The following is a 25,233-nucleotide window of genomic DNA, read 5'->3' on the forward strand; positions in this document are numbered from 1 at the left end:
CGGGTGCGGCCTCGACGGGAGGACCCCGGTGACTCCCACCAGGCACGCGAACCGGATGATCATCGCCGCTTTCTGGTGCGGCACGGCTGACCTCGCGCTGGAGCGCACCGGTCGGCCCGGCCGCGCGGTCCTGTTGCGCGGCGCCGCCGCCGACCCGGTCCCGGTGGCCGAGCTCGCGTTCCATCCGGTGACCGGGGTCCTCGTCGACCACTGGCAGCTCGCCGGCGCCGAGGGCCTCGACCGGGAGGTGATCGCGGCGTGGGTGGCTGCGGCCCTCCCGCACCTGGCCGCGTGGGCCGAGCAGACCTCGACGCCCGCATACGAGCGGCGCCAGCGCGAGGCCCTGGCCGACCTCGCCGAGTTCCATCGCCCCGTGCCCGGAGCCGCCCGGGCCTTGGTGGATATCGAACCGGCGCCGGACCTGCGCTACCGCCTGACGCGAATCCAGGTCGGCGACGCGATCGGCCGCGTGCAGTCCGGGTCGCTCAGCGCCGCCGACCTCCAGTTGTGGGCCCGCACCTTCTACCAGCGGTGCGACGCCGGCGCCGAGCTCGAACACCACGAGGTCATCGGCCGGGTGCTCGCCGCATTGGCCCATCCCGGCACCGACGCCCGCCTCTCGGTGGACCGCCCCCGCGGCCTCCTTGAGGCCCTCGGCTTGGAGCCGCCGCGGTGGTTTCGGCGCCCGGCCGTCGCCGGCGGCCTTACTGCCGTCCTCGCCACCGTGGTGCCGCTGCTGGTCGGTGTGCCGCCCGTGCCGTTCCCGGCGATTGTCGGTGTCGCCTTCGGCGTCGCCCACGCCGCCAGTTTCGTGGCGGACCGGGCCCGGCTCGGTCACGACGCCGCCCTCCAGCGCGCCCGGCGCGACGCCTTGATGAGCCTCCCGGCGTGCCTGGCCGTCATGGCGACCGGGGCCGCCTGGTGAGCGGCGACGGCGGGTTGCGGGCCCGGCCGGGCGCGGCCGCCGCGGCACGCCTCCACGACACACGACCGATCTCGACTCACCACAGGAGCGAGCATGCCTGCGCCCGTTGACGTCGCCACCGGCCCGACCGACCGAGCCGCCAGGCCCGACCCCGGCCGCCCGGCGGGGTTCGTCCTGCCCCGGCGGCCCCGGATCATCCTGGCCTGGACGTGGCTGCCGCGCGCGGCCCCCTACCTGGCCCGCGCCTTCGGGCCGGGCATCGCCGCGGCCGCGCTCATCGCGCTCGGAACCGAGGTCGTCCTCGACCCCGGCACCGGCCTGACGTCGCTGCGGGCGATTGCGGCTGCGGCGGCCACCCTCGCCGGGGTCGGGGCGTGCGTTGCCGGTGCGGTCGGGCGGATCCGCCAGTACCGCGCCCAGATCCCCCCGGACCCGTACCTGTGACCGTCGGCGAGGAACACACCGTTATGGACATGACATCAGCACGCCGCAAAGCCGCTAGGGGCGCCGGTGCGCCCGGGCGAGTGCGCCGCGACCCGATCGTCCTCGGGCGGCGACGACGAGCCCGCTCGGATTCGGGGCCGCACCCTGCCCGCGCCGCCCGTGCCCGCCTGCGGCAGATCGGCGGCGGGCATGTGCGGTAAGGGTATGGCAATGGCCGTGGTCGTGCCTGCCGCCGACCGCGGCACGCTCGAGCCGACCCTGCACTCGCTCCGGGAGGCCGTACGCGAAGCGAGCCAGTACCAGATCGCGGTCGGAGTAATCGTCGTCGACCATCCCGGCGCCGCCGCCGCAGACTGGATCCTGGACGCCTTCCCCGAGTTCGCCTCGATCACCTGGCCCGCGAGCTGGCACCGCGCCCGCGCGGTCACCGCCACCGTCCAGCGGATGGTCCACTGGTGGGGCGCGGACTCGGTCCTGGTCCTGGAGGCGTCGACCACCGTCGCGCCCGCCGTGCTCGCGACCGTGCACCACACCGTCCACCGCTTCGAGGCCACCGGCATCTTCTGCCTCCGCCCCGGCCCGGCACCTGCCGGGGGCACAGCGGCGGCCGTCGAGGCCCGCGAGCTCGCGGGCCTCGACGCGCCGCTGGAGACCCTCGCGGCGCTGCGCGGGCGTGCCGGAGCACCGGTGGTGCTGCGATCGGACCTGCTCGACGCCGTCGGCAGCCTCGATCCGGCGTACACGACCGGCCTGGCCCTGGCCGACCTGGTACGGCGCGCTGGCCTGCGCGGATGGGCCAGCGCGGCGCTCACCGTCCCGATATCGACCGGCGGCGTGCCGTCGCGGACCGGGAGCGCGGCCGACCTCTTGCGCGACGACCTCGACTTCATCGCCACCGACCCGGCCCTGCCGGTCGCCGGGATTATGCGAGCGGCCCGCGCCCGCCTGCACTGCGGGGCCGAGCACCCCCGAACGGTTGCGGCCGCGCTCGCGCGCGTGCTCTGGCGCCTCCCCCGATTGGTGCGCCGGCGCTGCGAGCACCGCGCCATCGCACTGGAAGCGGCCGTGCAGGCCGGGCGCGTCCCGGCCCCGCACGGGTGGCGCTCGCGGCCTTGGCCCATCGGCTGGGAGCGCGATGTCTGAACCAGGCGCCGGGCCACACTGGCATCCCCTTGCCTCCTGCTCCACTCGATTCCCCAATCGCTCCTGAATGGAATGCTGTGACACCACCGATCCCTGATCCGGAGCGCTGCCCCCGCGCGCCGCGCCCGGTCTACTCCCAGGACCCCGCACCGCCTGCGGGTGCCGCGCCGCACGATCCGTTCCCGGGACCGCCTCCGGTCCCGGCGCCACACGACCGTCCCGGCACACCAGCAGCCCGGGTTCCCCACCGCCCCGGGCGGGACCGGGTCGATCCAGGACCGCGGGCCGGCGCACACCTGACGGTGCGCATGCGCGGGCGCCAGTCCTGGTTGGTGGTCGGGGTCGGGATGGTCATGGCGGGGTGCATGGGCGCCGCGTACTCGGCGGGCTGGGGCGCCATCGCGTTGATGGACGCCGTGCTCGGTGTGTGCCTGGCCGTCTGCGGCGCCTGGTACCTGCGCTATCCCCGAGCCGTGTTCGACCCGGTGGCCCGCGTGTTGGTCGTGCTTCCCCCGTTCGGCCTGCATTTGTGGATCCGGCCGCGAACGGGCGGGACGCTGCTGGTGGACGGCGAGCGGATCATCGACTCGACACTGTCGCACCGCACCGTGCTCCACCACCGCTACGCCCACGACGACGACTGGACGAACCTGGCCCGCCACTTGGACGCACACGCGGGCCCACGCGAACTGGGGGCGGTGGTGGTGCGGCCTGCGTTCCTGGCGCCGTCCCACCGCGCCTGGGGCCTTATCTGGATCGCCGTCACCCTCGGCGCATTCGCCATCGTGGTGGGGATTCTTTTCCATGCCACCAGCGCGACCACTGCATCGCCGACCGGCGCCCCTGCCGGTGGGCTGGCCGTCAGCGACGTGCTGCCCGGGGCCGAGGCGGCACCGGACCGGCCCCGAGCTCACCGCGCCGATGGCGCGGCCGGGAGCCCGACATGACCGGCCCCGACCGGGAGGCCTCCCCCGGAGATGGTCGGTCGCGGCAGGCGGTCGCCGCCCGCGGACCGGGCCCGCTGCTGCCGCCCCGACTCGCCGCTGGCCCCGCTGCGCATACCGCGGCACCGGCGTCCGTCACTGCCGTCGTGCTCGCTTGGGATGCTGCCGACGCGGCGGCCACTGTAGAGCGGCTCGGTGCGGCGGCGGACGAGCGGGTGCGCCTGCGGGTGCGCGTGATCGATGCCCGAGGCGACGGCGTCGTCGCCGCGTGGGCGGCCGCGCATGCGCCGCACGTCCAGGTGATGCGCCCGCGAGGGCCGGTGACGTGGGTCGGCGCGGCGAATCTCGCGTGCACGGTCGCCCGGTCCCGCGACCGCGCCGACTGGGTGCTCCTGGCCGGCACCGAAGCGAGCCCCGCCCCCGGAGCCCTCGGCGATCTCGTTGCGGCCGGGCGGCGGCGCCCGCACGCGGCCGCGCTCCTCCTGTCCGACCCCGAGCCTCCGGACCCGCCCCCGGCGGCGGCGCCGGGCGGCAGGTGCGTCGCTCCCGTGCCGGTGTGGGGCTCGTGGCTGGTCCGCTCCGCCGCACTCGACCGCCTCGGGCTGCTGGACACCAGGTTCGGGCCGGCCGCGCTTGTCGAGTGGTGCCGTCGCGCCCACCATCACGGCTGGAGCCAGACCGCCCCGCCGCCCCGGGCCGCCGCCACCGACCCAGGCGCCGCCAGCGCCACGCTGCTGCGCCGCCACCGGCTCCTGCTCCTGGCCACCGACCCGACCCGCTCGACCGCCGACCTCCCGCTGATCGCTGCGCGGATGCTCGCCCGCGACCGGGCCGAGGGCGTCTGCGACGCACCGCAGACCGCCGCGATCCGGCTGGTAGCCGCCGACCTCGCCTGGCTCGCCGCCCGTCTGCGCCTGATCCGCCGCGCTCGCCGCACCCCGCCGCACCCGACTCTGCATCTGACGCTAGGAGACACACTGTGACCGACATGTTCGTGCTGCCGGACGTCGACGAGCACCTCGGTATGACCGACCTGGCCCGGGCCGCCCTCGCGCACGGCCTGGCCGACGCCGCGACCGACCGGACCGGCCACGGCCCGCATGCCGTCCGCATGGTCGTGCACAACGCCCGCGCTGTGGCCGTCGCCGAGGGCCACACTGACCCCGACTTCATCGAGCGGATCGTCATCACCGCCGCGCTCCAGGACGTCGCCGACGTCAAACGCACCGGCGATGCGAAATCCGGGGCCGAGGCGGCGCGGGCCTTCCTCATCGGCCAGGGCGCTCCGGCGGCCTTCGCCGATGCGGTCGCCGCCGACATCGCCAGCATCAAGTTCCAAGGCGCCCACACCCCGCGTCGGCCGCTGTCGGCGGCGGGGCGGATCGTCCAGGACGCGGTCTGGCTCGCCTCGCTCGGCGCGATCGGCATCTGCAGAGCCATGGCCTACGGCGGCGCCATCGGCCGCGAGATGTACGACCCCGACCTCCCCGCCTTCTACGCCGACACCGCCGAGGCCTACCTCGCCCAGACCACCACCAGCATCAACCACCTCTTGGAGAAAGCCGCGCGGATCCCGGACATGCTCAACACCGCGACCGCCCGCCGCATCGCCAAGAGCCGCCACGAGTTCCTGATGCGGTTCCTCGCCCAGTTCACCGCGGAGTGGGAGGGCCGCGCCTGATGCAGCCCCGCCCCAGTGCGACCGCCCACCGCGACCACCCTGACCCGCGCACACCACTATGGGCCCCGCCGTCTGCCGTGGCTCCCGCGATCCCGGCGGCCGCCTCACCCCGCGCAGCACCGGCCAGCCCCGCACCCGCCGGCCCGACATCGACGACCCGCGACCGAACGAGCCTTGGAGGCCACCACATGCCCACCCGAACCACCAGCCCCGTCACCGTTGTCCACACCACGCTCGCCCCGGCCCCGGCCGGCCCGTACGCCCAGGCCGCCGGCAGGGGCGAGGTGCTGGCGCTGGCCGGACAGCTGGGCACCGACCCCGACACGCGCGCCTTCGCCGAGGGCGCCGGCACGCAGACCCGCCAGGCCTTGGCCAATCTCGCCGCCGTCCTCGACGCGGCCGGGGCCTCGTTCACCGACGTGATCCGGGTCGGGGTGTACCTGGCCGACTGGGCCGATTTCGCGGCGATCAACGCGGCCTACGCCGAGGCGCTCGGCGGCCACCGGCCCGCCCGCACCACCGTCGGCGTCAACCTGCCGCCAGGCGCGCTGGTGGAGATCGACGCCCTCGCCGTCCGGCCCGCCGCGCCCGGCACGGCGCCCGGGGCCCGCGGCGACGATGCCGCGGTGGGGCGCTGGGCCGCGTTCGCCGCGGGCCCCGGCGGCGGCAACCCTGCCGGGGTGGTCCTGGAGGCGACCGGGATGGACGATGCGGCGATGCAGGACCTCGCCGCCCGAATCGGCTACTCCGAGACCGTCTTCGTGCAACCGGACCCCGACCGCGACACGAGCGGCCGGGCCGCGTACCAAGTCCGGTACTTCAGCCCCCAACGGGAGGTCTCGTTCTGCGGGCATGCCACGATCGCCGCCGCGGTCGCCCTCGCCGACCGGTCCGGCCCCGGTGACCTCCTCTTCGACACCCTGGCCGGAGCGGTCCCGGTGACGACCGCCCGCACCCCGGAGGGGACGGTGACGGCGACGTTGACGAGCGTCGCGCCCGAGGTCGGCCCGCTCAGCGAGGCCGACCTCGCGGCGCTGCTGGCCGCGGTGCGCTGGGAGGCCGGCGACCTCGACCCGGCCCTGCCGCCGCGCGTCGTCTTCGCCGGGGCGCGCCATCCGGTCATCGCCGCCGCCACCCGGGATCGCCTGGCCGACCTCGATTACGACACCGAGGCCCTCACCGCCCTCATGGCCGCCCGCGGCTGGGACACCATCGACCTGATCTGGCGGGAGACGGACACCCTGGTCCACGCACGCAACCCGTTCCCGGTCGGCGGCATCTACGAGGACCCCGCGACCGGCGCGGCCGCGGCCGCGACCGGCGCCTACCTCCACATGCTCGGCCACCTCCCCGGCGGCACGCGGGTGACGATCCTCCAGGGCTTCGACATGGGATGCCCGTCCCGCATCCTCGTCGACCTCCCCGAGCACGCCGGGGCCGGGATCGCCGTCACCGGCACCGCCCACCCCATGCCCGAGGCCACCGGACCGGCCGCGACCGCCGCCGGCGGCCGTGCGAGGGAAGACGCCCCGGCCACGCGTGCCGCACGCGAGCATGCTGCGGCGGGCGACCGTGGCTGAGACCCGAGGGCCGCTCGGCCACCGACGCCCCGCTGCGATCCCGCCGCCGTTCGCCGCCAGCCCGGCACGCCCGGGGCGCTTCCATGGCGCGCGGACGCGCAGGAGGACACCGCGGGCCCGGGCCGCGGCCGCGCTGCTGGCGGCATCGCTCGGGGCCGGGTGCGTCATCGGCCCCGGGCCCGACCGTCCCACCCCGGTCCCGGACCGCACGGTCGACCCCGGCACCCCGCTCGAGGCCGCGGACCTGTGCGGCCTGCTCGGCGCTGGCGAGACCACCGCGCTCGCCCACGCGTACGGCTACGACCCCGGCCGCGCCGAGCAGTACCGCCTGGGCACCTGCGTGCAGACCCTGATCCGGTTCCAGGCCGAGATGATGAAGGAATCCATCGTCGTCAGGGCCAGCGGCGACACATGGCACTCGCCCGAATCCGCTGCAGCGGCATTCGCAGCCTGGACCGACCCGGATGCCATCACGTACGGCCTGCAGCCTTTCCCTGACATGACCGAGATTGCCGCGATCGGCGGCGACTGGGACGCGGCGGTCCTGGCGTCCGACCCCGAGCCTGCCGACGGGGCGAACTTCAAAGCCCTCGCCTGGGCAGGCGCGGTGATCGTGTCCGTCCGGATTACCGTCGCCATCCCCGGCACCGACCCGTGCCCGGCACCCGGCGCCGGAGGCTGCCCGATCGGCGCCGACACCGTCAGGGACTGGATCACCACGGTGCTGCTTCCAGCCGTGCACGAGCACCTCGACGAGGCCGGCCTGCTAACCGGCTGACCCCCAATCCCGGGGCGCGCCGCCAGGCGACGCGGCACGCGCTGCCGCCGCACCCCGGGCGACCGTCCCTTCCTTGAGCCACATCGACCACTGAGAAACGGAACGACATGACCGACCTCGCCACTACGACCCCTTCCCGCCAGGAGTGGACGGCGCTGGCCGGTGCGGCCCGCCGCGCCGCCCTGCCCCACTCCCGGCCCCGCCACGATCCGCACGCCGCCGCCCGGGAGCCGCTGACCTTCGCCGACGGCCCAGAGGCGATGGCCTGGTTCACCGCCGCGCGCCTGGAGCTGGAGGCGAGGTTCACGCACCTGGTCCAGGACGGCGACGACGAGGGTGCGGCGCGCTTCGCGGCCGAGGCCGGGGCGCTGTGGGAGATCGCCGGATACTGGCGGACCTGGCACGACCTGCACCGCGACGGCCTCATCGCCGCCACCACCGCCGGCCTCGACGATGCCGTCCGCCACCACCTGCTCGGCCTGGCCGACGCGCTGCAGCGCCGGGGGGAGCGGGACGCGGCGGGACCGGCCTACCGGCGGGCCCTGGCCGCCGCGGTCGGGGCCGCCGACTGGTGGGGCGCGGGGTTCGCGCACCGCGGGATCGCCCTGCTCGCCCTCGAGGGCGGTGGCACCAACGGCGCCGAGTCGCATCTGGACGCCGCGGAAGAGTGCTTCCGCCGCTGCGGCGATGCGCGCGGCACCGCCATGGTGGTGCACTCGCGGGCCGCACTCCACCTCGCCGGGGGCGAGCCCGGCCCGGCGCTCGCCCACGCCGAGCAGGCCGTCGCCGAGCTCGCCGTGCTTGAGGACCAGTGGAGCCTGGCCTGGGGCCGGCTCGAATACGGACGGATCCTCCACGCCAATGGCGAGGGCACCGCCGCCATCGCCGAGCTCGAAGCCGCCGCCGACGTCTTCGACCAGTTCCTCGACGAGCCGACCCGGTCCCTAGCCTTCGAACTCCTCACCGACGTCGCCGCCGCGACCGGGCAGGTCGTCGCCGCCAAACGCTACCGGCGCGCCGCCCGGTCCGCACAGGTCCCGCTCCCGGCCGCCCTCCGGCGCGCACTCGAACCCACCAGCGCCACCGTCACCGCCCTCGCGTCCGATCCGGCCCAGGAGGGCGGCCGTGGCTGAGCATCGAGGAGTGGGCGGGCACCACCACCTGGTACCCGCGCCAGCCGCAGGCGGCGCGGCCACCTGCGACGACACCACCATTGAGGAGTATTGATGCGCATCCAAGCAGCCACCGATCCCGGGACACCGGATCGCCCCAACGAGGACCACTACCTGATCGACCCCGCGGTCGGCGTCGTCGTCCTCGCCGACGGTGCGACCGCCCGCACCGACACCGGCTGCGCTCATGGCACCGCCTGGTACGCCCGCGCTCTGACCGAGGCCCTCGCCGCCCGCGCGGCCGCCGCCGGAGGCCCCGAGCGGCTGCGGTTCGCGCTGCTGGACGCTATTGAGGACACCGCCGCCGCGCACCCCGGCTGCGACCTGGCGCATCCGGGGACGCCCTCGGCGACCGTCGCCGCCCTCGCCCCCTACAGCGAGAGCGCGGTCGAGGTCCTGGTCCTGGGGGATGCGACCGTCATCGTCGCCACCGAGACCGACACCCGGGCCCACACCCAGAGCGTCGACCACATCGGACAATCCGAGCGGGACGCCGCCTGCGCCCTCCCCATCGGCGACCCGGCCCGCGAGGACCTTCTGGTCGCCATGAAGCAGGTCATGCACGCCCGGCGCAACACCGACGGCGGCTACTGGGTCGCCGCCGCCGACCCGGGTGCGGCCTACCGGGCGTACTCGCGGATCGTCCCGGTCCTGGGGCTGCGGCAGGTCCTCCTGCTGTCCGACGGCGCCGCGGCCCTGTCCGAGGTGTACGGCGCCACCGACGCCGCCGGCCTCCTTGCGCTCGCCCTGGCCGAGGGCCCCGGAGCGATCATCAAACAGGTGCGGGCGATCGAGGAGGGCGACCCCGACGCGCGGCAATACCCGCGCACCAAAGGATCCGATGACGCGACCGCGGTCCTGGTCGACTACACCAGCGAGGAGCCCGGCGATGCCACCGTCTAGCCTCACCACACCGGCCAGGCCCGACCGGCACCGCGCCGGCCCCCGCACCCGAGCGGACCGGAGGCCGGTTCCAGATTGGAGACCTGCCATGACCGACCGAACCCCCGCCGCCCCTCGCGCCGGCGTCGATCGCGTCGTCGTCGACCTCCTGGTGCTCGCCGTCCGCGACCGGCGCCCCCATCTCCTTACCAGCGCCGGCGCCGCTGCGGCGCATACGAACCGGGACGACCTCCCCTCAGCCGTGGTCGAGCGCGGGGGCATCGGCGCGACCGCCGACCGCCTCCTGGTCGCACTCACCGGCACCGACCCCGAGCAGGCGGCACGGATCGGGTTGAGCTCGGCCCCGTGCGAGCCGGTGATCGAGGACGGCGCGGTCCGGATCCGGTCCGCCGCGCTCGCCGGCCCCGACCTCGACGCACCGCCCGGATGGGCGTGGACCCCGGTCGCCGACGCCGCCCACGGCGACGCCGAGCCGCTCATTCTCGGGGCCCTGTGCGAGATCCGGTACCTGATGGCCACCACCGCGATCGCCGTCCGGTTGTGCCCGCCCGCGTTCACCATCACCGACCTGCGCGAAGCCTACGAGGCCATGTGGGGGAGCAGCCTGGATCCGGGGAACTTCGACAGGACCCTGCACCGCCGCGGCGTCCTCCAGGCCCTCGACGCCCGCGACCGGTCCTCCCGCGGCGGTCGACCCGCACAGCTGTACCGCGCCGACCCCACCGCCTACTACACGACCGCGATGACGGTCCCGGTCGATTTCGCGGACCATCCGAGGCACGGCCTGTGACCGCACCCCACCCCACCCCCGACCAGCGGCAGCGGGCACAGGCCGCGCCACCAGCGCCCGCGGCGCGCCCCGGACTCGAACGCAGCACCACCGCGCGCCACCTGCGGCCGCTGCCACCGATCCCGGACGAACCCCAGGACCAGCCTCGCCGCCTGGTGACCGCATTCGGGCGATCGATGACCCTCGCCGAGTGGTCCCGCGACCCGGCCTGCAACGTCGGCGAGCGCACCCTGGGACACCGGGTGCAGGCGGGCTGGCCCAGCGAACAGGCCCTGACCGAACCGTCCCGGCGCACCGACCCCGCGTACACGATCGGGGGCGTCACGCAGCGGCTGTCGGCCTGGGCCCGCGACCAGCACTGCACCGTCAGCCTGCGCACCGTCAAGCGCCGACTCGCCACCGGACTGGACATCGAGCAGGCGCTGTTCCTGCCCCCGCAGCGCCCCGGCGCGATCCAGGACCTGGTGCAAACGGCAGCCGGAGACGGCCAGCGAGCCCTGCGCACACCCCGACAGCGCCGCGGCAGTCCGACGCCGACACCTGCCTCCGAGTCCAGCCTCGATGACGACTGACCGCCCTTGGCGCGCACTGGACTCGACCGCGCCTGCACCCGACACGACCGGCAGGCGGTACCCCGCACCACCAGCATTGGAGACTGGAATGGATCTGCTCGTCCCGCTTCCGATGATCTACACGGCGCACTCGAAGCTGAGCTTCTACTGCCGCGACGTCATCTGCGAATTCGTCCTGCGCCGCGACGCCGTGCCCTTGGACCCCTTCCGCCTCTTCGGCTACTACTTGGGCGACCTCTTGGGCGATGCCGTCAAACGCGACCGCATCAGGCGCGCCAACAACAACCTCGTGCGCACCACCGACGAGACCTGGGTATTCGGCGACATCGCCGACGGCGTCCTCTTCGAAATCGAGTACGCCCTGAGCCTTGAGAAGCCGGTCCGGTTCTTCACCGTGGGCTCCGAACTGCACGAGATCAAGGAGATCGATGCGCGGGAAGCGGTATTCGAAGCGGGCGTCCTGGAGGGCGACCGCCCGTCCTGGGCGAGCTGACCGACTCGACCGTGTCCGGGCCCTGCGAACGGCCTCGGTCGCGCCTCCCCGCCCGGCACCGCCGCCGGCCCTCGCGAGGACCCGTGCACGATGCGTACCCGGTGACGGTGCCCGGCAACGGGTCCGGGCCGCCACACTGGAGACCGACCCACCCCGACCATCCGAAAGGCACCCCTGTGGACACATCGACGACCCTCGCGCTGACCGGCCTGTGGGAGGCCATCCGCGCACACCACCCCCGGCTGCCGCCGGTGACCATCGTGCGCACCGACCCCGACCAGCTGCGACGCGACCCCGCCTGGGGCCACGCGGTCTTCCACCGCGCCGGCCCCGCCGTTGCCGGGGAGGCGACGCCGGACCTGTTCATGGCCGTCGCACCGTCCAATCCGGGCACCGGAGTCGAGACGCACCTGATCGGCTTCCTCCACGATGCCGCCCACGGCCTCGCCTCCACCGACGGCGTGGTGGATTGGCGGCCGGACCCACGCCCGGCGGCCTTCGGCCGCCCCGGTGGCCGACACCTGCGATCCTTCGCCCGCTACGCCGAGACCGTCGGCTTGCAGCCGCACCGCACCTTCACCGAAGACGGTTGGGGCGCGGTGGAACTGGCCCCGGGCACCCGCGACCAGTATGCCGAGGTCCTCGCCGCCGTCAACGAGGCCGAGCAGGCCGCACGGACCCGCACCCCGGCGGCAGGCCCGGACTGGGTCGTGGCCTACTGCGCCTGCGATGAGCACCGCTACGTCGTGGCCGAAGCCGCCATGGTCGCGCACGCCCTCCCCACCTGCAGCCGCTGCGGCCAGCCCTACCGGGCCGTCGACCCCGCCGCCGCCGGACTCGGTGCGGCCGTGATCGACACCCACGCCCCCGGCCCGGGCGATGCGCTCCTGCTCCCCGCCGTCTCGGCCAGCCTCTATACGTTCTGGGACGCCATCAGCGGCCACCACCCCGACCTCCCGGATGCGCGGATCGTCTACCGCCAGCCGCCCCGCCAGCACACCCCCTACGACTGGGGCCACCGCACCGACACCGGCATCGGGCCCTTGGGCGAGCAGGAGACGCAGCTGCATCTGGGCATCCTGGAGATCCAGGACGCCTCCGCCGAGGCGCTCGCGCTGACGGTGCTCCACGATGCCGCCCACGGCATCGCCCGTACCCGGCACCTGCGCGAGACCGGCACCTTCATCGACTGGCTCCCCGCCCCGGTCACCTCTTGGCACAACCGCCGATTCCGCACCGTCGCCGCCGAGGTCGGCCTCGTCTGCGACAAGGTCCCCGGCCGCGGCTGGATCCCCGTCGCCCTCGACGAGGCGGCCCGCGCCCGCTACCGGGACCAGCTCGCCGACCTCGACCAGGCGCTCGACAGCGCCCGCCGCGAGGTCTTCCCGGTCCGGCTCAGCGGCATCTGCGGATGCTGGCCGCTGCGGCCCGTGCGCACCGACTCCCGCACCCTCGCCGACGCCCCACCGCACTGCCCCGTCTGCGACCAGGGCCTGCGGCCACACCACACCACCGAGCTCTAACTCCCACCGACCGCGCGGCACCGCGCACCTCACCCTTGACCCGCCCGACGAGACTGAAAGGACCGACAACACCGTGCAGCAGCCACCAGGACGCCCACCAGGGACACCGCCCTCGTACACGCCCGGCGCTGCCCCCGCCCCGGGCGCCCCGCGGGGCTGGGAGCCGGGCTCGGCGCGACGGATCCGACTGGCCGCCGGGACCGTCGCGCTGATCCTCGCCGGACTCGCGGTCTATGCGCTGCTGCGGCCGGGACTCGGCTACGAGTTCGCCGCCCCCGACGACTGGGCCGAGCACTGCCTCGGCACCGACGACGCCGCAGTCCAATACCTGGACTGGGCGGACGCGGCACCGCCCCGGCCCTCAGCCTCCACCACCGGCTCGTCCTCGACCTACCGGTGCGACTGGTACTGGCGGCCTGCCGGGACCGCGACGACCGACCAGCAGCTCACCATCGCGATCGACGTCCACGACACCCACCACTACCAAGCGGAGGACCGCAGCGACACGCGCGACGACAGCACCATGGACTGGCCCCAGAGCGCCACGCGCTGGTCCGCCGACACCCGCGAGCTGCCCGGCTGGGAGCACGGCTCCTGCTGGACGCTCACCATCAACGGCACCGACACGATGTTCGAATGCGTGGCCTCGGACAGCAACCTGCGCCTGACCGTCACCAGCACGCCCCTCGACCTCGCCGACCCGGCCAGCCCCAAGGTCTTCGGGCCCGGCGCCGTCGCGGTCGACGACCTCACCGTCGAGCTCGGCACCCTCATTCGAACGGCCTTCGCGAAATGACGCACGCCGTCCCCCGCCGCTGGGAGCCCGGATCGAACCGGAGGATGCTGATCGTCGCAGCGATCATCATCGCGTTCATCGCGCTGCTGGCTTCGTATCCGCTCGTCGCATGGCTCCAGATCGACTACCGGTTCGCCGCACCCGATGCCTGGGCCGAGTCGTGCCTCGGCGGCGACGACACCGCGGCCGAGTACCTGGCCTGGGACGAGGCGGGATCCTCCCGGCCCGACATCTCAAAGCGCGAACCCTCGGACCACTCCTACACCTGCCGGTGGCAGTGGCAGACCGCCGAGTCCGGAACCGGCGGCCAGGAACTCACGGTCGAGATCGAGGTCAACGACGACCGCGTGTACGAGCCGCGGGACGACCCCGGCAGCAGCTGGAGCACCGACTACGAGTCCCTGAACGGCTGGGAGCACGGCACCTGCCACAAGCGGATCGGCCTGACCGTCGATGCCGAGTACCAGTGCATCGCCTCCGAGGGCAACCTGCGCCTCACCGTCTCCAGCCGGAACCTCACCCAGGACACCGAGGACGACCCGAAGTACTTCGGCCCGAGCGACAAGTCGGTGGAGGACCTGACCGTCGAACTCGGGGCGCTGGTGCGGGAGACGTTCGCACCGTGACCACTGCAGCAACCGCCGCCCGGAGCACACACCGCACCCGAGCGCACACGACCACCGCACCGTTTCGACCGACGACCATGAGGACCCATTCACCATGCACCGCTTCGCCAAGCTCTGCATCGCCGCTGCCGCCGCCGGGCTCGGGCTGTCCGCGTGCAACGCCACAGGCGGCGCCACCGACGACGGGTCCGACGCCGCCGAGGACCCGGTCTACACGGCGATGTCCGCCTGGAACGCCTGCGAGGTCCTCGACGACCTCCAGCCGATCACCAACGAGATGGGCATCGTCGGCTGGGGCAGCATCACCGCCGAAGGCGGATCGCCCGGGAACTCCGAGATCGGCAACACCTTCGACCCGGAGGCCATCGGCTGCAACGGCATGCTCAACCTCGGCGACAACGAGGGACTGGGCGCCGGCGGCGAGATCGAAGTCAAGATCATCCCGACCGAGAGCCCGGAAGCGGCGGCGGCCGTGTTCGCCAGCCGCGTGTCCGGAGCCGAGGGCGACGCCGCCGAATGGGGCGGCGCCGAGAGCCAGGAGTTCGGCGACCGGTGGGACCAAGGCACCCTGCTCTCGTGGACCGACGGCGCCGAGCAGCCGAACACGCAGGTCATCGCGCAGGACGGGCAGTGGGTCCTCCACATCGACCTGTACCACTCCACCGACTTCGGCATCCGCAACGGCAATGAGCCCGCCCTCGCGTTCACCGAAGACGAACTCCACCAATGGTTCATCGACACCTACCTGCCCTCGGTGCACCAGACCGTCAACGACACCATCGCGGAGGCGCAGTGACCGTCGACGTCCAGGACCGCAGCCCGGGACCCGCGCACCCCGCCGGGCGACACCGACCATCACGCCTCAGGGCTGACAGCGGCCAGTGGTGTGAGGACGAGGCCGCTCTGTGGCAATCGTCGTCGCGCAGTGCAGTTCGCGACTGCCGACGGCGCGGCTTCCCCCTCCCCGGATCAAGCAGCCCCGCGCCACTGGGAGCCATCGACTCGACCACCACTAGGAGCCTGACATGCGTATCCGCTTCGGCGTGCAGAACATGCGCCACAACGGCTGGGGCGCCGCGATCGGCGACGCCGACCCCAACGCCGACCGCCTGCCACTCCTGATCGAACGGCTAGCGCCCCTGGAACTGGACCTGCTGGTCCTCAACGAGACCCGCTCCCGCACCCGCCGCCGGTGGCCGCAGACCTGGCAGCGCCGCCTGCACCGCCTCGCCGACGCGCTGGGCCTGCGCATCGCCGGCATCACCCCCACCAAGACCCGCACGCCCTCGGCGCTGCTCTACCGGGCCCGCACCATGGGCCACCCGATCTGGTGGGACACGAGCCTGCGAACCATGTTCGGGCACGGGTACGGGGTCGCGGCGTTCACCGTTCCCGGGCTGCCGCTGCCGATGTGCGCCGGCGCCGTCCACTTCACGCCGTTCAACATCGGTGTGGCCGAAGCCGAAGCGACCACACTGGTCTCCCGCGTCTACCGCAAAGGAAGCATCGGCGCCTTCGGCGGCGACTTCAACTTCCCCCTCTACGGATCCGACCCGAATTGGGACCAGGCCTTGCCGCACAACATCATGTTGCGCGCCATCGTCAACGGCGGCGCCAACGGCGCCCTGGCCGAGACCGACATCTGGCTCCCCGACGGCACCCTCAACCCCGCAGTCGACCTGCAACCGAACTACAAGGTGGCCGACGCCATCGCCCGCGGCGACTGCCACGACGCCGCCTGGGAGCTGTACAAGCGCACCCGATCCACCGGCGCCCCCGACGAGACGCTGCTGCAAGCGACCGGCGCGCACACCCGCGTCGACGCCATCGCCGTCACCGGCGCCCTGCGCCCCGCCCTCACCACCTATTCGGTCGCCGCCACCCCGCCCGGCGCCAGCGACCACGCCGCCGTGACCTGCATGATCGACACCGAGCGCTGGAACTCCCAGCGGAAATTCCTGTACCGGTGACCGCACCCAGATCGCCCGAGACGAGAGGCACCACGATGAGACTGACGGTCCGCTTCCAGAACCTGTGCGACGGCGGCGAGGTCGGCGGCCCGCGCTGGGCACGACTCGCCGCCCGACTGACCGAGGGGGGCCGGCCCGACGTGGTGGCCCTGGCCGAATGCCGCGGCTGGGACGCGCACGACCAGGCCCTGCTGCACCGGGCCAGCGCCGACCTGGGCCTGGTCCCGGCCGGGCTCGCGACCGTGCGGTCGCTCGACGGGCAGCCGTGCGCGATCCTCTACAACCCCCAGACCATGGGAGAGCGCCCCGACTGGTTCGACGGCTTCGCGTTCCACCACGGCGCCGGCGTCGCCGTGTTCACCCCGCCCGCGCTCGGCGGGCGGCGGCTCCACATCGGGGTGGGCCACCTCGACCCCTACAGCCGCACGGCGGCCCGCATCGAAGCCGAGACCCTGTGCGCGCGACTGGTCTTCCCGCCCGAGCACGACCCGCTCGCGCTGCTGTGCGCCGACTTCAACAGCCCGCCCCTGGCCGGACCCGCCCCCGACCCCGCCCGCCTGTACCCGGGCACCCGCGCGGCCCGCACCGACCTGGCCGACCCATTCGGCTCCTCCACCGAGCGGGTGGTGAACCGGGAGATCGCCGTGGCAGTGCAGAACGCAGACCTGCTCGATGTCGCGCAGACCCTGCACCCGCCGCATGACGATCCGGCGCTGTCGGCACCGACCGGCGTCGCCGGCGACCGCGTCGACCGCGCCTGCGCCTCACCGGCCCTCCTCGAACGCGCCCGCCGGTACCGGATCCTGGGCGTCCCCGGCGACGGCACCGCCAGCGATCACGCCGGCATCGAAGTTGCGTTCGAACTGCCACCGGGCCAGGACCCGATGACGTCGCTTCCCCCTCGAGTGCGGCGCCACGAAGGGCCCCTTCAGGCACAGTTCGATCCGAACAGATGAGCTAAAAAGGAACATTGAGACGAATAGGGGAGGAAAGTGTCGGAGGGGGACGGTATTGTGCGGCGTGATGGCGATTCACGTTGAAGGGGATTGAAGGACGGGATGGCAGGACCGAGTGCTGCGGCGTTCGCTGATGTCGAAGGGCGTATGAAGGCGCTGGCGATCGGTGAACCGATTCTGGAACTCGACCGTACGCAGAGCAAGCTTGGCCGGGGCTGGAGCGGCAGGTACCAGATGGCCGAGCTCGCGATCGCGGCGATTGATGCGGTCGCGCTGCGCATGGATCTTGACGACGGTGCCGCGCAGGTCGACATCGAGCAGATCGTGGCCGACTTCGCCGCCGTACAGCAACCCGAGCAGTCAGTCGAGGAGCATCGTGATGTGGCGCAATGGATCGTGCATCGGCTGATCAATCCCGAAAGTCGTGAGCGCGGGTTTGACTATCCCGTGGGAGTGGTGGACGAGGCCTACCAGGTGCAACGCTTCCCGTTCCGGCTGCTGATCGACCGCCAGAACGCTGCAGGTGAGGCGGTGTTGGAGGCCTCCGATGAAGCAATCAACGTCCTGATCCACGCGCTCGATGTCGACATCGCCTCCGAGCAGGTAGCTGCGGAAGCGAAACTGCATGCGCTGCTCAAGAAGGGCGACATCCCGCGAGCCAGGGCCGCGGCACTGGAGGCAAGCCTGCATTCGCGGAGGTTCCGCAGCGATATGCAAGCGAAGCTCGAGCTCGCCCGGCGTGATATCGGCGCGATCGACTGGGCGAAGGACGTGGCGCCGCTGACCCGTAACGCGCTGGCGCACTTGAACGATCGGATCCGGGACGAGCGGGTGTTGCTGGAATTCGTTCGCAGCCTCCAGGAAAGTCCGCTGAATGCCGAGCAGTGGCACGGGCTCGGCGAACTCCACCGTTTGCTTGCGGATTGCGAGCGGGCGCACATGGACCTGTTGGTGATCATTGGCCGTGCCGGAGACGAGATTCGCGACCAGATCATCCGGCAAGGGTTCGCACCGCCAGCGCTGCGTCCGACGCTCCACCTCGCCAGCCAGCTCGCGGCACCGGTTTTGGGGATGCGGATTGACGAGGCAATCGCTCCGCTCGCCAGATTCACCGAGCAGGTGCTGGGGCCGGTGAAGCCTGCTGTCTTCTATCTTCCGGACGTCCTTATGCGGCTCCTGGAGATTCCCGATGACCTCGCCGTCGAAGACGTTGAGGTCCAAGCTATCGACGATGTGCCGATACCTGAACCAGCGCCGAAGTTCACAGCCCGACAGGACCAGGTCGTACAAGAGATCATGGTCGCCGGGGCCTTGTCGGGCGCGCGGCTGTCGTCCCTCCTCAGCCAGGCCCGCCACCGGTCCGCAGACGAGGGCTTGCCTGATGACACCGACCAGCTGCTGGCCCTGCGCGCCTTCCAACTGTTTGCCAAGCCCCATGAAATGGACGACGGGACCGTCATCGCCGCCGTCCGCGATGGCGTCGGCCTCGATGATCCCCAGCTCGGCGGGGACGATCTGCAGCTCGTCTGTCTTGAGGGGGTGGCCGAGACGCCCAACGTACCGTCGCAGCGCGCCGAATCCGTTGCCGAACCGATCAGGGAGCAGCCGTGAACCCCGACGATGTCAAAGCCGCCGCGCGCCTGGTTGCGCTCGCCCTTGCCCCGGGGCGCCGTCCCACGGCAAGCAACGAGTACGGACAGCTCATGCACCGGTGCCTGGCCGATGAGGGCTTCATCGATCTGGTGCGTGCCATCGCCCGCGGCTTCGATCTGGAGATACTCCACTTCGATTCGAAGGCCGGTTTGGTGTTGGGGACCACCGATGAGACGCCGTTCAAGACCTCCCTCGTTGATCTCGCGCGTGCACCCGACCGGCCGATCTATCTCCTCGCGCACCTGCTGATCGCTGCTGAGGCGTACCCGGGCCCGCGCGACCTCGACGATGCGAGCTTCATCGGGCGTGTCTCGGTCGACACGATCGATCGGCGTGCCCGCGATGCCATCAGCCTCCTCGAGCGCAAGGCTGTGGAGGCAGGCGAGGCGCTGAACCCGCCGGTCGACCAGCCCGGCTTGGAAATGCTATGGCGCCACTATTCCCGTCGACCCAGCTCGACAGCTGAAGGCGGCGGCCGCAGCACCACCCGCGTCCTCGTCAAACGTGCGCTTGGACATCTGAAGGACCAGGGCATGATGACCCAGTCCAGCAACGAGTTGGGAGGCACGTTCACCACCACCGACCGCTACCGGATCCATGTGCGTGAACTTGCCGGCTATGCCCTCCTCGAAGAGCTCGCCTCACTCGGCATCGCCACCATGCCGACCTCGTCTGCGACACCGCCGCCATCCGACGACGCCACACTCTGGAACCCCTAGCCCCTGCCGAGGAGACGCACCCCGCATGTACGAACTCAACAGGATCCTGCTGCGCAACTTCGGACCGCACGATGCCCGGTACGAGAGGGTTGACCTCGACTTCTCTGCGGCCGGCGAGCCGATCGAACAGGTCGCGCTCATCGCAGGGAGTGACCCGGGAAGAGTGGAGACACGCCCCGCTGCGGCAGGTCTGCTGCTCTTGCCGAACGGCGGCGGCAAAGGGATCCTGCTCCATGCCCTCCAGTCGACCATCACCCCGTACCGGCACCGCGATCTCGAATCCCTGCGCAAGTTCGCTGTCGCGATGCGCCAGCCGACCCACGTCGTCCTCGAATGGGTCAACCGCACCAATGGCCAGCTTCTGGTGACCGCCCAGGTGTTCGCGAAAACGAGGGGTGGTGAGGTACCACGTCAGTTCTACACCTTCCGGCCCTCGCACCTCCTCGACATCGATCGGCTCCCGTTTACCAGGAACGGTAAATGGACCCAGTACGAGGCCTTCCTCGCGTTCCTCCACGACCAGCGGCGCGCGCACCCTGCTTTGGAACTGGAGGTCAAAGAAGGCCAGGAAGCGTGGGAGCAGCTGCAGGCTCGGCTGGGGCTGGACCCCGACCTGTTCGCAATCCAATGGAAGATGAACGCCTCTGAAGGCGCAGCAGGCGAGGCCGTCTCCCGCAGCTCCGGCCGCCAGTTCATCGACTGGCTCTTGCGCAAGGTGATGCCCACCGACAGGTTCACCGCCCTCGAGGACGGATTCGGCGAGTACCGGCGCGAGGTCAGCCGCGACGACAGCCTTCGCCTGCAGAACGCCTACGCCGAAGTCATGGAACGCGCCTGCGCGACCGTTGCGGCGAGGTACCGCGAACACCTGACCCGGCGAGGCACCCGCGATGCTGCTGCTACACACCTCGCAGCGTTCAAGATCGGCATGGACGAACGCGTCGCCCAGCACGGCCGTGACGTGACCACCCTCCGAGAACAGCACGGTTCGGCGGTGGAGGACCAGCGCGAATGGGACGACAAGCACGACCTTGGCGAGCGACGCCGCAACCATGTCATCATGCACGAACTCGGCCTCCAGCACGTTCGTGCCGCCGACCAGGCCGGTCAGATTGCTGCACAGATCGCCCCAGCCGAAACCGAAACTGCGGCCTGGTCCTCGGTAGACCTGTGCATCCAACTGCGTTCGGCAGCGAACCAGCACCAGGACCTGCAGGAGGCACTCAGCGCCGCCGAAGGAGCCGAGTCAGTCGCCGGGGCCCGCCGTGACCATGCCGCCGCACGTGCGAAAGCCGGATACCGACGCGTCATCGAGGCGGCCACAAGCCAAAAGCACGAATTCGAAGCAGACCTGCGCACCGAGGCCGACCACCTCCGCCAATGGCGCGACACCGCCGCCACCGTGCGCCAGAGCATCACCGAAGCCACCGTCGACGCCCGATACATCGAGCAGCAGCTCAAACGCGCCGACCACGCCGTCAACGAAGCCCGCCGCGCCCAGCTCCTCTCCGACGAGGAGACCGCCGCTGAAGCGAACCAGCGGGCCCACAACGCGATGAACGACGCGCAAACGGCGAAGGCCGCCTGCGCCAGCACAGTGTCCAGCGCGGACGCCCAGGCACGAGAAGCCGCGAGCACAGCGAACGAGCGACGCCGCTTCGCGCAGGACGCGACCTACAACGCCGACCTGCTCAAGCGCGAGCTCCAACGGCTGCGCGAGGGCGCCCGACGCATCGTCGACGGGCCGATCGTCAGCGAGCTCTCCGAAACCGACCGATCCGAACTCGACGCGGCCGACCCACTGCGATGGCTCGCTGAGCACGCTGGCGGCCTCCTGGAGCAGTGTCAACGCAGCGCTGGCACCATCGCAGGCGAACAGGAGGACCCTCGGCGCGAAAGCGAGGAGGCGCAACGCCTGCTCGCCGCACTCGGTACCACTGGTGCCCTGCTGCCGCCGCGCCGCGCCGTCGCCAGTCTCCTGCGAGCCCTCCGCGACCACGACATTCCCGCAGAGTCAGGGTGGCGCTGGCTCAGCGAGAACTGCCCTCCCAGCGAGCACCCCCGGTATATCGACGTCTATCCCGAACTGGCCGAGGGCATCATCGTCAACGACGATGCCGCTGTCCGCCGTGCGCAAGCATTGCTCGCCGAAACCGAGCTGCTCCCTGCCGGAGCGGTCCTAATCGCACCCAGCAGTGCCTTCGAACACCACCCCGACGAGTCCGGGTCCGCACGCTACGTGCCGCGGCCGACGCCCGCCATGCACGACACGAGTGCGGCCGAACGCGAACGCGCACAGGCAGAGCGCCGCCTCATCGAAGCCACGGAGCGACTCCGACTGCTGCGCCAACGCCTTGCTGCCGTGAACGAACTCGCCCATGCCATCGAGGCGTGGCACACGAGTATGCAGGGCCAACGCGCCGACGACCTCATCGAACGCAGCGCCGCAGCCGACAGCCACGCCCAGACCGCGAATGAGCACGCCACCGCGGCCGAACAAGCTGCCGAAACTGCCGCAGTAGCGCTCGAGACCGCACGCGGCGAACTCGAATCCGCCCACGAGCGATACAACCAATCGACCGCAGCGCACACCCAGCTTGCAGCGCTTGCGAAACAGGTTGCGGAAGCCGACGCGCTGCGGCCGAAACTCGAACGCATCGCCACCGACAACCAGCGACGTGAACAGCAAGCCGCCGAACTCGACATCAAGATCACCCACGCCGAGGAACGCCGCCAGCAACGGCACCTTGAGCTTGCCGACATCAAGTACCGGCTGGCCGACTACCAGACCAGCGCCGAAATGATCACCTGCACCACCGAAGCCGAAGCACGACAACAACTCGACACCAGCCCACTGCCCGACCTCGCCGAACTGGTCGCCGACCTGCAACGCGCGGAGGTCGCCTTCCAACAAGCAGCAATCGGCATGGAACTGCGCGAGCAGACCGAACTCACCGCCAAGGAACTCGCACGCCTCCAAACCCAATGGGGCAGCCTGGAAACGGCGATCCAATCGCGGGCCCAAGCCCTCAGCGCCGACCCGCGGGCGAAATCACCAGACCAACGACGCGTCGCCGCCGACGACGCACGGCAACGCCTGGCGAGCCTCCGCGAGACCTGCAAGACCTACGACGCCGAGGCGTCCACCCTCAAAGAGCGCCTCGAGCAGGCAAAGCCCAGGGGAGGCAGGAGCCGTTGGCTCGACGACCACGAGCAGCCTGACACCTGGACTCCCGCGAGCCTCGACGAGGCCGAAACGCTCATCGCCAAAGCAGACGCACAGATCAGCGAAGCTGCCCAGGCACGCCGGGCGGCGGCACAAACCGCCAAGTCGCTCAACCGAACCCTGACCGCGCGCACCGAACACCACCACCAACTGGAAATCATCCAGCACCGCCTCACCGCGGCCGCCCGCGACCTCCCCACACCGGAGGTCGGGACGACCGTGCCCGATGACCTCACCGAAGCCAAACAAGGCGCCGACGCCGCCATCAACTCCTACGACACCAGCCGCAAGGCCGCCAACGGAGCGACCCTCCAGCTCAATGAGGCCATCAAGGACCTGCGGAGCACGAACGAACGACACGACTTCAACGACGTCGACTTCCCACTCCGCAACCAGATCACCCTCTTCCCTGATCGCGAGCTCCCCGAGGCAGCAGAACGGTGGAGGCACAACTTCGAGCAGTTCCGCATGACCGTCGCGACCGACCTCGATGAAGCCAACTCCCGGCGCCAAGCCGTCGTGGGCACCCTGGCCCGCCATGTCGAGAATGCGGTCAGCATGCTCAAACGCGCCAACGGCGCGGCACGAGTGCCCCAAGGAGACAGCCCCTGGGCGGGCAAGCAATTCCTCGAACTGCGGTTCACCAAGCCAGCCGAGGAGACACTGGCTGCGAGTGCCCGCGCCATCATCGACCGCTTCGCCCACCATCCCCGGCAAACCGCCGTCAGCGGCATCGAACTCGTACTCGCATGCCTGAAAGAAAGCGTTGCCACCGGCTTCACCGTCAAGATCCTCAAACCCACCCCGACCGGGGGCATGGACATGGTCCCGATTGAACGCATGTCCAAGGAGTTCTCCGGCGGCCAGGACCTGACCGGCTCGATCCTCCTGTACTGCGTCATGGCCGTCCTAAAACAATCCGACCGGGCCAGCCGCCGCGACTCCCACGGCGGCACCCTGTTCCTGGACAACCCGCTCGGACGCGCCAACGCCGACTACCTCATGCAGCTGCAGTTCCAGATCGCCCGCGCCATGAACGTCCAACTCATCTGCACCACGCCGCTCTCCGAAGACCGCGCCATCATGCACTTCCCCCTCCAGATCCACATGATCAACGACTCGACCGTCCGCCAAGGAACCATCCTCATCCGCATCTCCAAACAGGCACGCAACGCCATTGCACCCCCGCTGCACGACCCGGACCCCGACGAACCCCCGCCCACTGGGATCGTCGGTGCCGCACGCCTCCACCGAAAGGAGACCGAGTGACTACCTCCGCCGCGCTTTCCGACAACGCCGCGGCCCTGCACGCGGCCCTCGACGCGAATTCCACGAAGGCAACCGTGCAACGCGATCAGCTCATCGAGACCATGGGCCAGATCTTTCCGGCAGTGGTAGCCGCAGGCGCCACCCGGACCGCACTGGCCGCGCTCCTGGACGAACTGATCGAATCCGGAGACCTGACTGCACCCCGCGACCGTCGCCGCTGGGACGGCGGACGGCCCGCTCTGCCCGACCACATCCGACTCCGCCGTACCGCCCCTGAACGGACGAGCGCACCTGGCGTGGTGTGGCGGCCCGAACTGGCCTGGGCCGCCAGCACGGCGCTCACCGCCAGCCAGACCGATCACCTCCGTGCCGTCAACCGGTGGCTGCGCGACGCCAGTGCCTCCGTTGAACTGCGCGAGCCGATACCAATGCGCGAGCGCTCGGTCGAGATCTTCGGCGACGAGAAACGCCTCGAAGCACTCCTGCCGACCTCGCTCTTCGCGCCGGGCCGACTCACGCTCACCACACTCTGCACCTTCCGGCTCCCCGTCCCCCTGGCCATCCGCCGCATCGGAGGCACGCCAACCGTGCTCGTGGCGGAGAACAGCGACACCTTCCACAGTCTCCACGACGTGCTCCGACCCGACCCGGGCCTCTTCGGGTACCTCGCATATGGGGGCGGCAGCGCCTTCGAATCTGCCGTCGCCGACCTCCGCCATCTGGGGCAGATCGGTCGCATCTTCTACTTCGGCGACCTTGACGCCAACGGACTCGCCATTCCCGCCCGTGCGTCTGTGACGGCTCAGGACATCGGCCTACCGCCAGTCGAGCCTGCCAGCTTTCTCTACCGCAATCTCCTGACCCGCACGCCCACCGCCGGCGCACGGGTCGAGCGAGGTCGAGCAGCCGACCTCGCCTCTTGGCTGGAGACCGATCAACAATCGGCAGTCCAAGACCTCCTCGAACAAGGACGCCGACTCGCCCAAGAAGCACTCGGTCGCAGCCACCTGCGCCGACTGCGCAGCGGCCAGGCATGGACCCCAGCGGAGTAGTCGGAGAGGCCCGGAGCC

General features: G+C 71.6%; 23 protein-coding genes. All 23 read left to right on the forward strand.

From position 1 onward, the window contains the following. The first annotated feature begins 28 nt into the window (after window positions 1–28). On the forward strand, window positions 29–925 hold the full coding sequence (locus WA640_RS19980) for a hypothetical protein (RefSeq protein WP_335989997.1): 897 nt from the start codon (window positions 29–31) through the stop codon (window positions 923–925). A gap of 93 nt (window positions 926–1,018) precedes the next feature. After that, on the forward strand, window positions 1,019–1,369 hold the full coding sequence (locus WA640_RS19985; RefSeq protein WP_335989998.1) for a hypothetical protein: 351 nt from the start codon (window positions 1,019–1,021) through the stop codon (window positions 1,367–1,369). A 210-nt stretch (window positions 1,370–1,579) separates the two neighbouring features. Further along, a complete protein-coding gene (locus WA640_RS19990) occupies window positions 1,580–2,512 on the forward strand; it encodes a hypothetical protein (RefSeq protein WP_335990000.1) in 933 nt (310 codons plus the stop codon). A 365-nt stretch (window positions 2,513–2,877) separates the two neighbouring features. Beyond that, window positions 2,878–3,459, forward strand: a complete 582-nt coding sequence (locus WA640_RS19995) for a hypothetical protein (RefSeq protein WP_335990003.1) — start codon at window positions 2,878–2,880, stop codon at window positions 3,457–3,459. After that, window positions 3,456–4,439, forward strand: coding sequence for a glycosyltransferase family 2 protein (locus WA640_RS20000; protein WP_335990005.1), 984 nt, complete (start codon window positions 3,456–3,458; stop codon window positions 4,437–4,439). Before WA640_RS19995 ends, WA640_RS20000 begins: the two co-directional genes overlap by 4 nt. After that, entirely contained in the window at window positions 4,436–5,137 is a 702-nt protein-coding gene (locus WA640_RS20005; protein ID WP_335990006.1) for an HD domain-containing protein, read from the forward strand. The genes WA640_RS20000 and WA640_RS20005 overlap by 4 nt, the downstream gene beginning before the upstream one ends. 188 nt (window positions 5,138–5,325) lie before the next feature. Further along, window positions 5,326–6,717, forward strand: a complete 1,392-nt coding sequence (locus WA640_RS20010) for a PhzF family phenazine biosynthesis isomerase (protein WP_335990008.1) — start codon at window positions 5,326–5,328, stop codon at window positions 6,715–6,717. Next, window positions 6,710–7,495 (forward strand): hypothetical protein, encoded by a 786-nt coding sequence (locus WA640_RS20015; protein ID WP_335990009.1) that lies wholly within the window; start codon window positions 6,710–6,712, stop codon window positions 7,493–7,495. The genes WA640_RS20010 and WA640_RS20015 overlap by 8 nt, the downstream gene beginning before the upstream one ends. 107 nt (window positions 7,496–7,602) lie before the next feature. After that, window positions 7,603–8,628 (forward strand): hypothetical protein, encoded by a 1,026-nt coding sequence (locus tag WA640_RS20020; protein WP_335990011.1) that lies wholly within the window; start codon window positions 7,603–7,605, stop codon window positions 8,626–8,628. Window positions 8,629–8,721: 93 nt separating this feature from the next. Continuing rightward, complete coding sequence (locus WA640_RS20025; protein ID WP_335990012.1) at window positions 8,722–9,570, forward strand: hypothetical protein; 849 nt, start codon at window positions 8,722–8,724, stop codon at window positions 9,568–9,570. An 88-nt stretch (window positions 9,571–9,658) separates the two neighbouring features. After that, window positions 9,659–10,360 (forward strand): NrtR DNA-binding winged helix domain-containing protein, encoded by a 702-nt coding sequence (locus WA640_RS20030; RefSeq protein ID WP_335990013.1) that lies wholly within the window; start codon window positions 9,659–9,661, stop codon window positions 10,358–10,360. After that, complete coding sequence (locus WA640_RS20035) at window positions 10,357–10,932, forward strand: hypothetical protein (RefSeq protein WP_335990015.1); 576 nt, start codon at window positions 10,357–10,359, stop codon at window positions 10,930–10,932. The genes WA640_RS20030 and WA640_RS20035 overlap by 4 nt, the downstream gene beginning before the upstream one ends. 88 nt (window positions 10,933–11,020) lie before the next feature. Continuing rightward, window positions 11,021–11,425: a DUF7768 domain-containing protein gene (locus WA640_RS20040; RefSeq protein WP_335990016.1), complete on the forward strand. Its 405-nt coding sequence runs from the start codon at window positions 11,021–11,023 to the stop codon at window positions 11,423–11,425. A gap of 176 nt (window positions 11,426–11,601) precedes the next feature. After that, window positions 11,602–12,948 (forward strand): hypothetical protein, encoded by a 1,347-nt coding sequence (locus WA640_RS20045; RefSeq protein WP_335990019.1) that lies wholly within the window; start codon window positions 11,602–11,604, stop codon window positions 12,946–12,948. A gap of 73 nt (window positions 12,949–13,021) precedes the next feature. Beyond that, on the forward strand, window positions 13,022–13,744 hold the full coding sequence (locus WA640_RS20050) for a hypothetical protein (RefSeq protein ID WP_335990020.1): 723 nt from the start codon (window positions 13,022–13,024) through the stop codon (window positions 13,742–13,744). A 44-nt stretch (window positions 13,745–13,788) separates the two neighbouring features. Then, window positions 13,789–14,370 (forward strand): hypothetical protein, encoded by a 582-nt coding sequence (locus tag WA640_RS20055; RefSeq protein WP_335990022.1) that lies wholly within the window; start codon window positions 13,789–13,791, stop codon window positions 14,368–14,370. A gap of 94 nt (window positions 14,371–14,464) precedes the next feature. Continuing rightward, the gene (locus tag WA640_RS20060; RefSeq protein ID WP_335990023.1) at window positions 14,465–15,166 is read left to right on the forward strand and encodes a hypothetical protein; all 702 of its coding nucleotides are present in this window, start codon (window positions 14,465–14,467) and stop codon (window positions 15,164–15,166) included. Between the two features lie 229 nt (window positions 15,167–15,395). Further along, complete coding sequence (locus WA640_RS20065; RefSeq protein ID WP_335990024.1) at window positions 15,396–16,340, forward strand: hypothetical protein; 945 nt, start codon at window positions 15,396–15,398, stop codon at window positions 16,338–16,340. 35 nt (window positions 16,341–16,375) lie between these two features. Then, window positions 16,376–17,296, forward strand: coding sequence for an endonuclease/exonuclease/phosphatase family protein (locus WA640_RS20070; protein WP_335990026.1), 921 nt, complete (start codon window positions 16,376–16,378; stop codon window positions 17,294–17,296). Between the two features lie 102 nt (window positions 17,297–17,398). After that, on the forward strand, window positions 17,399–18,907 hold the full coding sequence (locus tag WA640_RS20075) for a hypothetical protein (protein ID WP_335990028.1): 1,509 nt from the start codon (window positions 17,399–17,401) through the stop codon (window positions 18,905–18,907). Beyond that, window positions 18,904–19,668 carry a hypothetical protein gene (locus WA640_RS20080; protein ID WP_335990029.1) on the forward strand — a complete coding sequence of 255 codons (765 nt, stop codon included), beginning with the start codon at window positions 18,904–18,906 and terminating at the stop codon, window positions 19,666–19,668. The genes WA640_RS20075 and WA640_RS20080 overlap by 4 nt, the downstream gene beginning before the upstream one ends. Before the next feature lie 25 nt (window positions 19,669–19,693). Beyond that, window positions 19,694–24,163: a hypothetical protein gene (locus WA640_RS20085; RefSeq protein ID WP_335990032.1), complete on the forward strand. Its 4,470-nt coding sequence runs from the start codon at window positions 19,694–19,696 to the stop codon at window positions 24,161–24,163. Beyond that, window positions 24,160–25,215, forward strand: a complete 1,056-nt coding sequence (locus tag WA640_RS20090; RefSeq protein WP_335990035.1) for a Wadjet anti-phage system protein JetD domain-containing protein — start codon at window positions 24,160–24,162, stop codon at window positions 25,213–25,215. Before WA640_RS20085 ends, WA640_RS20090 begins: the two co-directional genes overlap by 4 nt. Window positions 25,216–25,233 lie beyond the last annotated feature (18 nt).

It is taken from the genome of Glycomyces sp. MUSA5-2, assembly GCF_037034145.1.
GTDB classification, from domain to species: domain Bacteria; phylum Actinomycetota; class Actinomycetes; order Mycobacteriales; family Micromonosporaceae; genus Glycomyces; species Glycomyces artemisiae.

Excerpts from the sequence above, each read along its gene's own strand:
- WA640_RS20085 (WP_335990032.1), top strand. The coding sequence starts at position 19,694 with ATGTACGAACTCAACAGGATCCTGCTGCGCAACTTCGGACCGCACGAT.
- WA640_RS20020 (WP_335990011.1), top strand. The coding sequence starts at position 7,603 with ATGACCGACCTCGCCACTACGACCCCTTCCCGCCAGGAGTGGACGGCG.
- WA640_RS20075 (WP_335990028.1), top strand. The coding sequence starts at position 17,399 with ATGGCAGGACCGAGTGCTGCGGCGTTCGCTGATGTCGAAGGGCGTATG.
- WA640_RS20060 (WP_335990023.1), top strand. The coding sequence starts at position 14,465 with ATGCACCGCTTCGCCAAGCTCTGCATCGCCGCTGCCGCCGCCGGGCTC.
- WA640_RS20055 (WP_335990022.1), top strand. The coding sequence starts at position 13,789 with ATGCTGATCGTCGCAGCGATCATCATCGCGTTCATCGCGCTGCTGGCT.
- WA640_RS20065 (WP_335990024.1), top strand. The coding sequence starts at position 15,396 with ATGCGTATCCGCTTCGGCGTGCAGAACATGCGCCACAACGGCTGGGGC.
- WA640_RS20040 (WP_335990016.1), top strand. The coding sequence starts at position 11,021 with ATGGATCTGCTCGTCCCGCTTCCGATGATCTACACGGCGCACTCGAAG.
- WA640_RS20010 (WP_335990008.1), top strand. The coding sequence starts at position 5,326 with ATGCCCACCCGAACCACCAGCCCCGTCACCGTTGTCCACACCACGCTC.
- WA640_RS20025 (WP_335990012.1), top strand. The coding sequence starts at position 8,722 with ATGCGCATCCAAGCAGCCACCGATCCCGGGACACCGGATCGCCCCAAC.
- WA640_RS20030 (WP_335990013.1), top strand. The coding sequence starts at position 9,659 with ATGACCGACCGAACCCCCGCCGCCCCTCGCGCCGGCGTCGATCGCGTC.
- WA640_RS19995 (WP_335990003.1), top strand. The coding sequence starts at position 2,878 with ATGGGCGCCGCGTACTCGGCGGGCTGGGGCGCCATCGCGTTGATGGAC.
- WA640_RS19985 (WP_335989998.1), top strand. The coding sequence starts at position 1,019 with ATGCCTGCGCCCGTTGACGTCGCCACCGGCCCGACCGACCGAGCCGCC.
- WA640_RS20070 (WP_335990026.1), top strand. The coding sequence starts at position 16,376 with ATGAGACTGACGGTCCGCTTCCAGAACCTGTGCGACGGCGGCGAGGTC.
- WA640_RS19990 (WP_335990000.1), top strand. The coding sequence starts at position 1,580 with ATGGCCGTGGTCGTGCCTGCCGCCGACCGCGGCACGCTCGAGCCGACC.
- WA640_RS20000 (WP_335990005.1), top strand. The coding sequence starts at position 3,456 with ATGACCGGCCCCGACCGGGAGGCCTCCCCCGGAGATGGTCGGTCGCGG.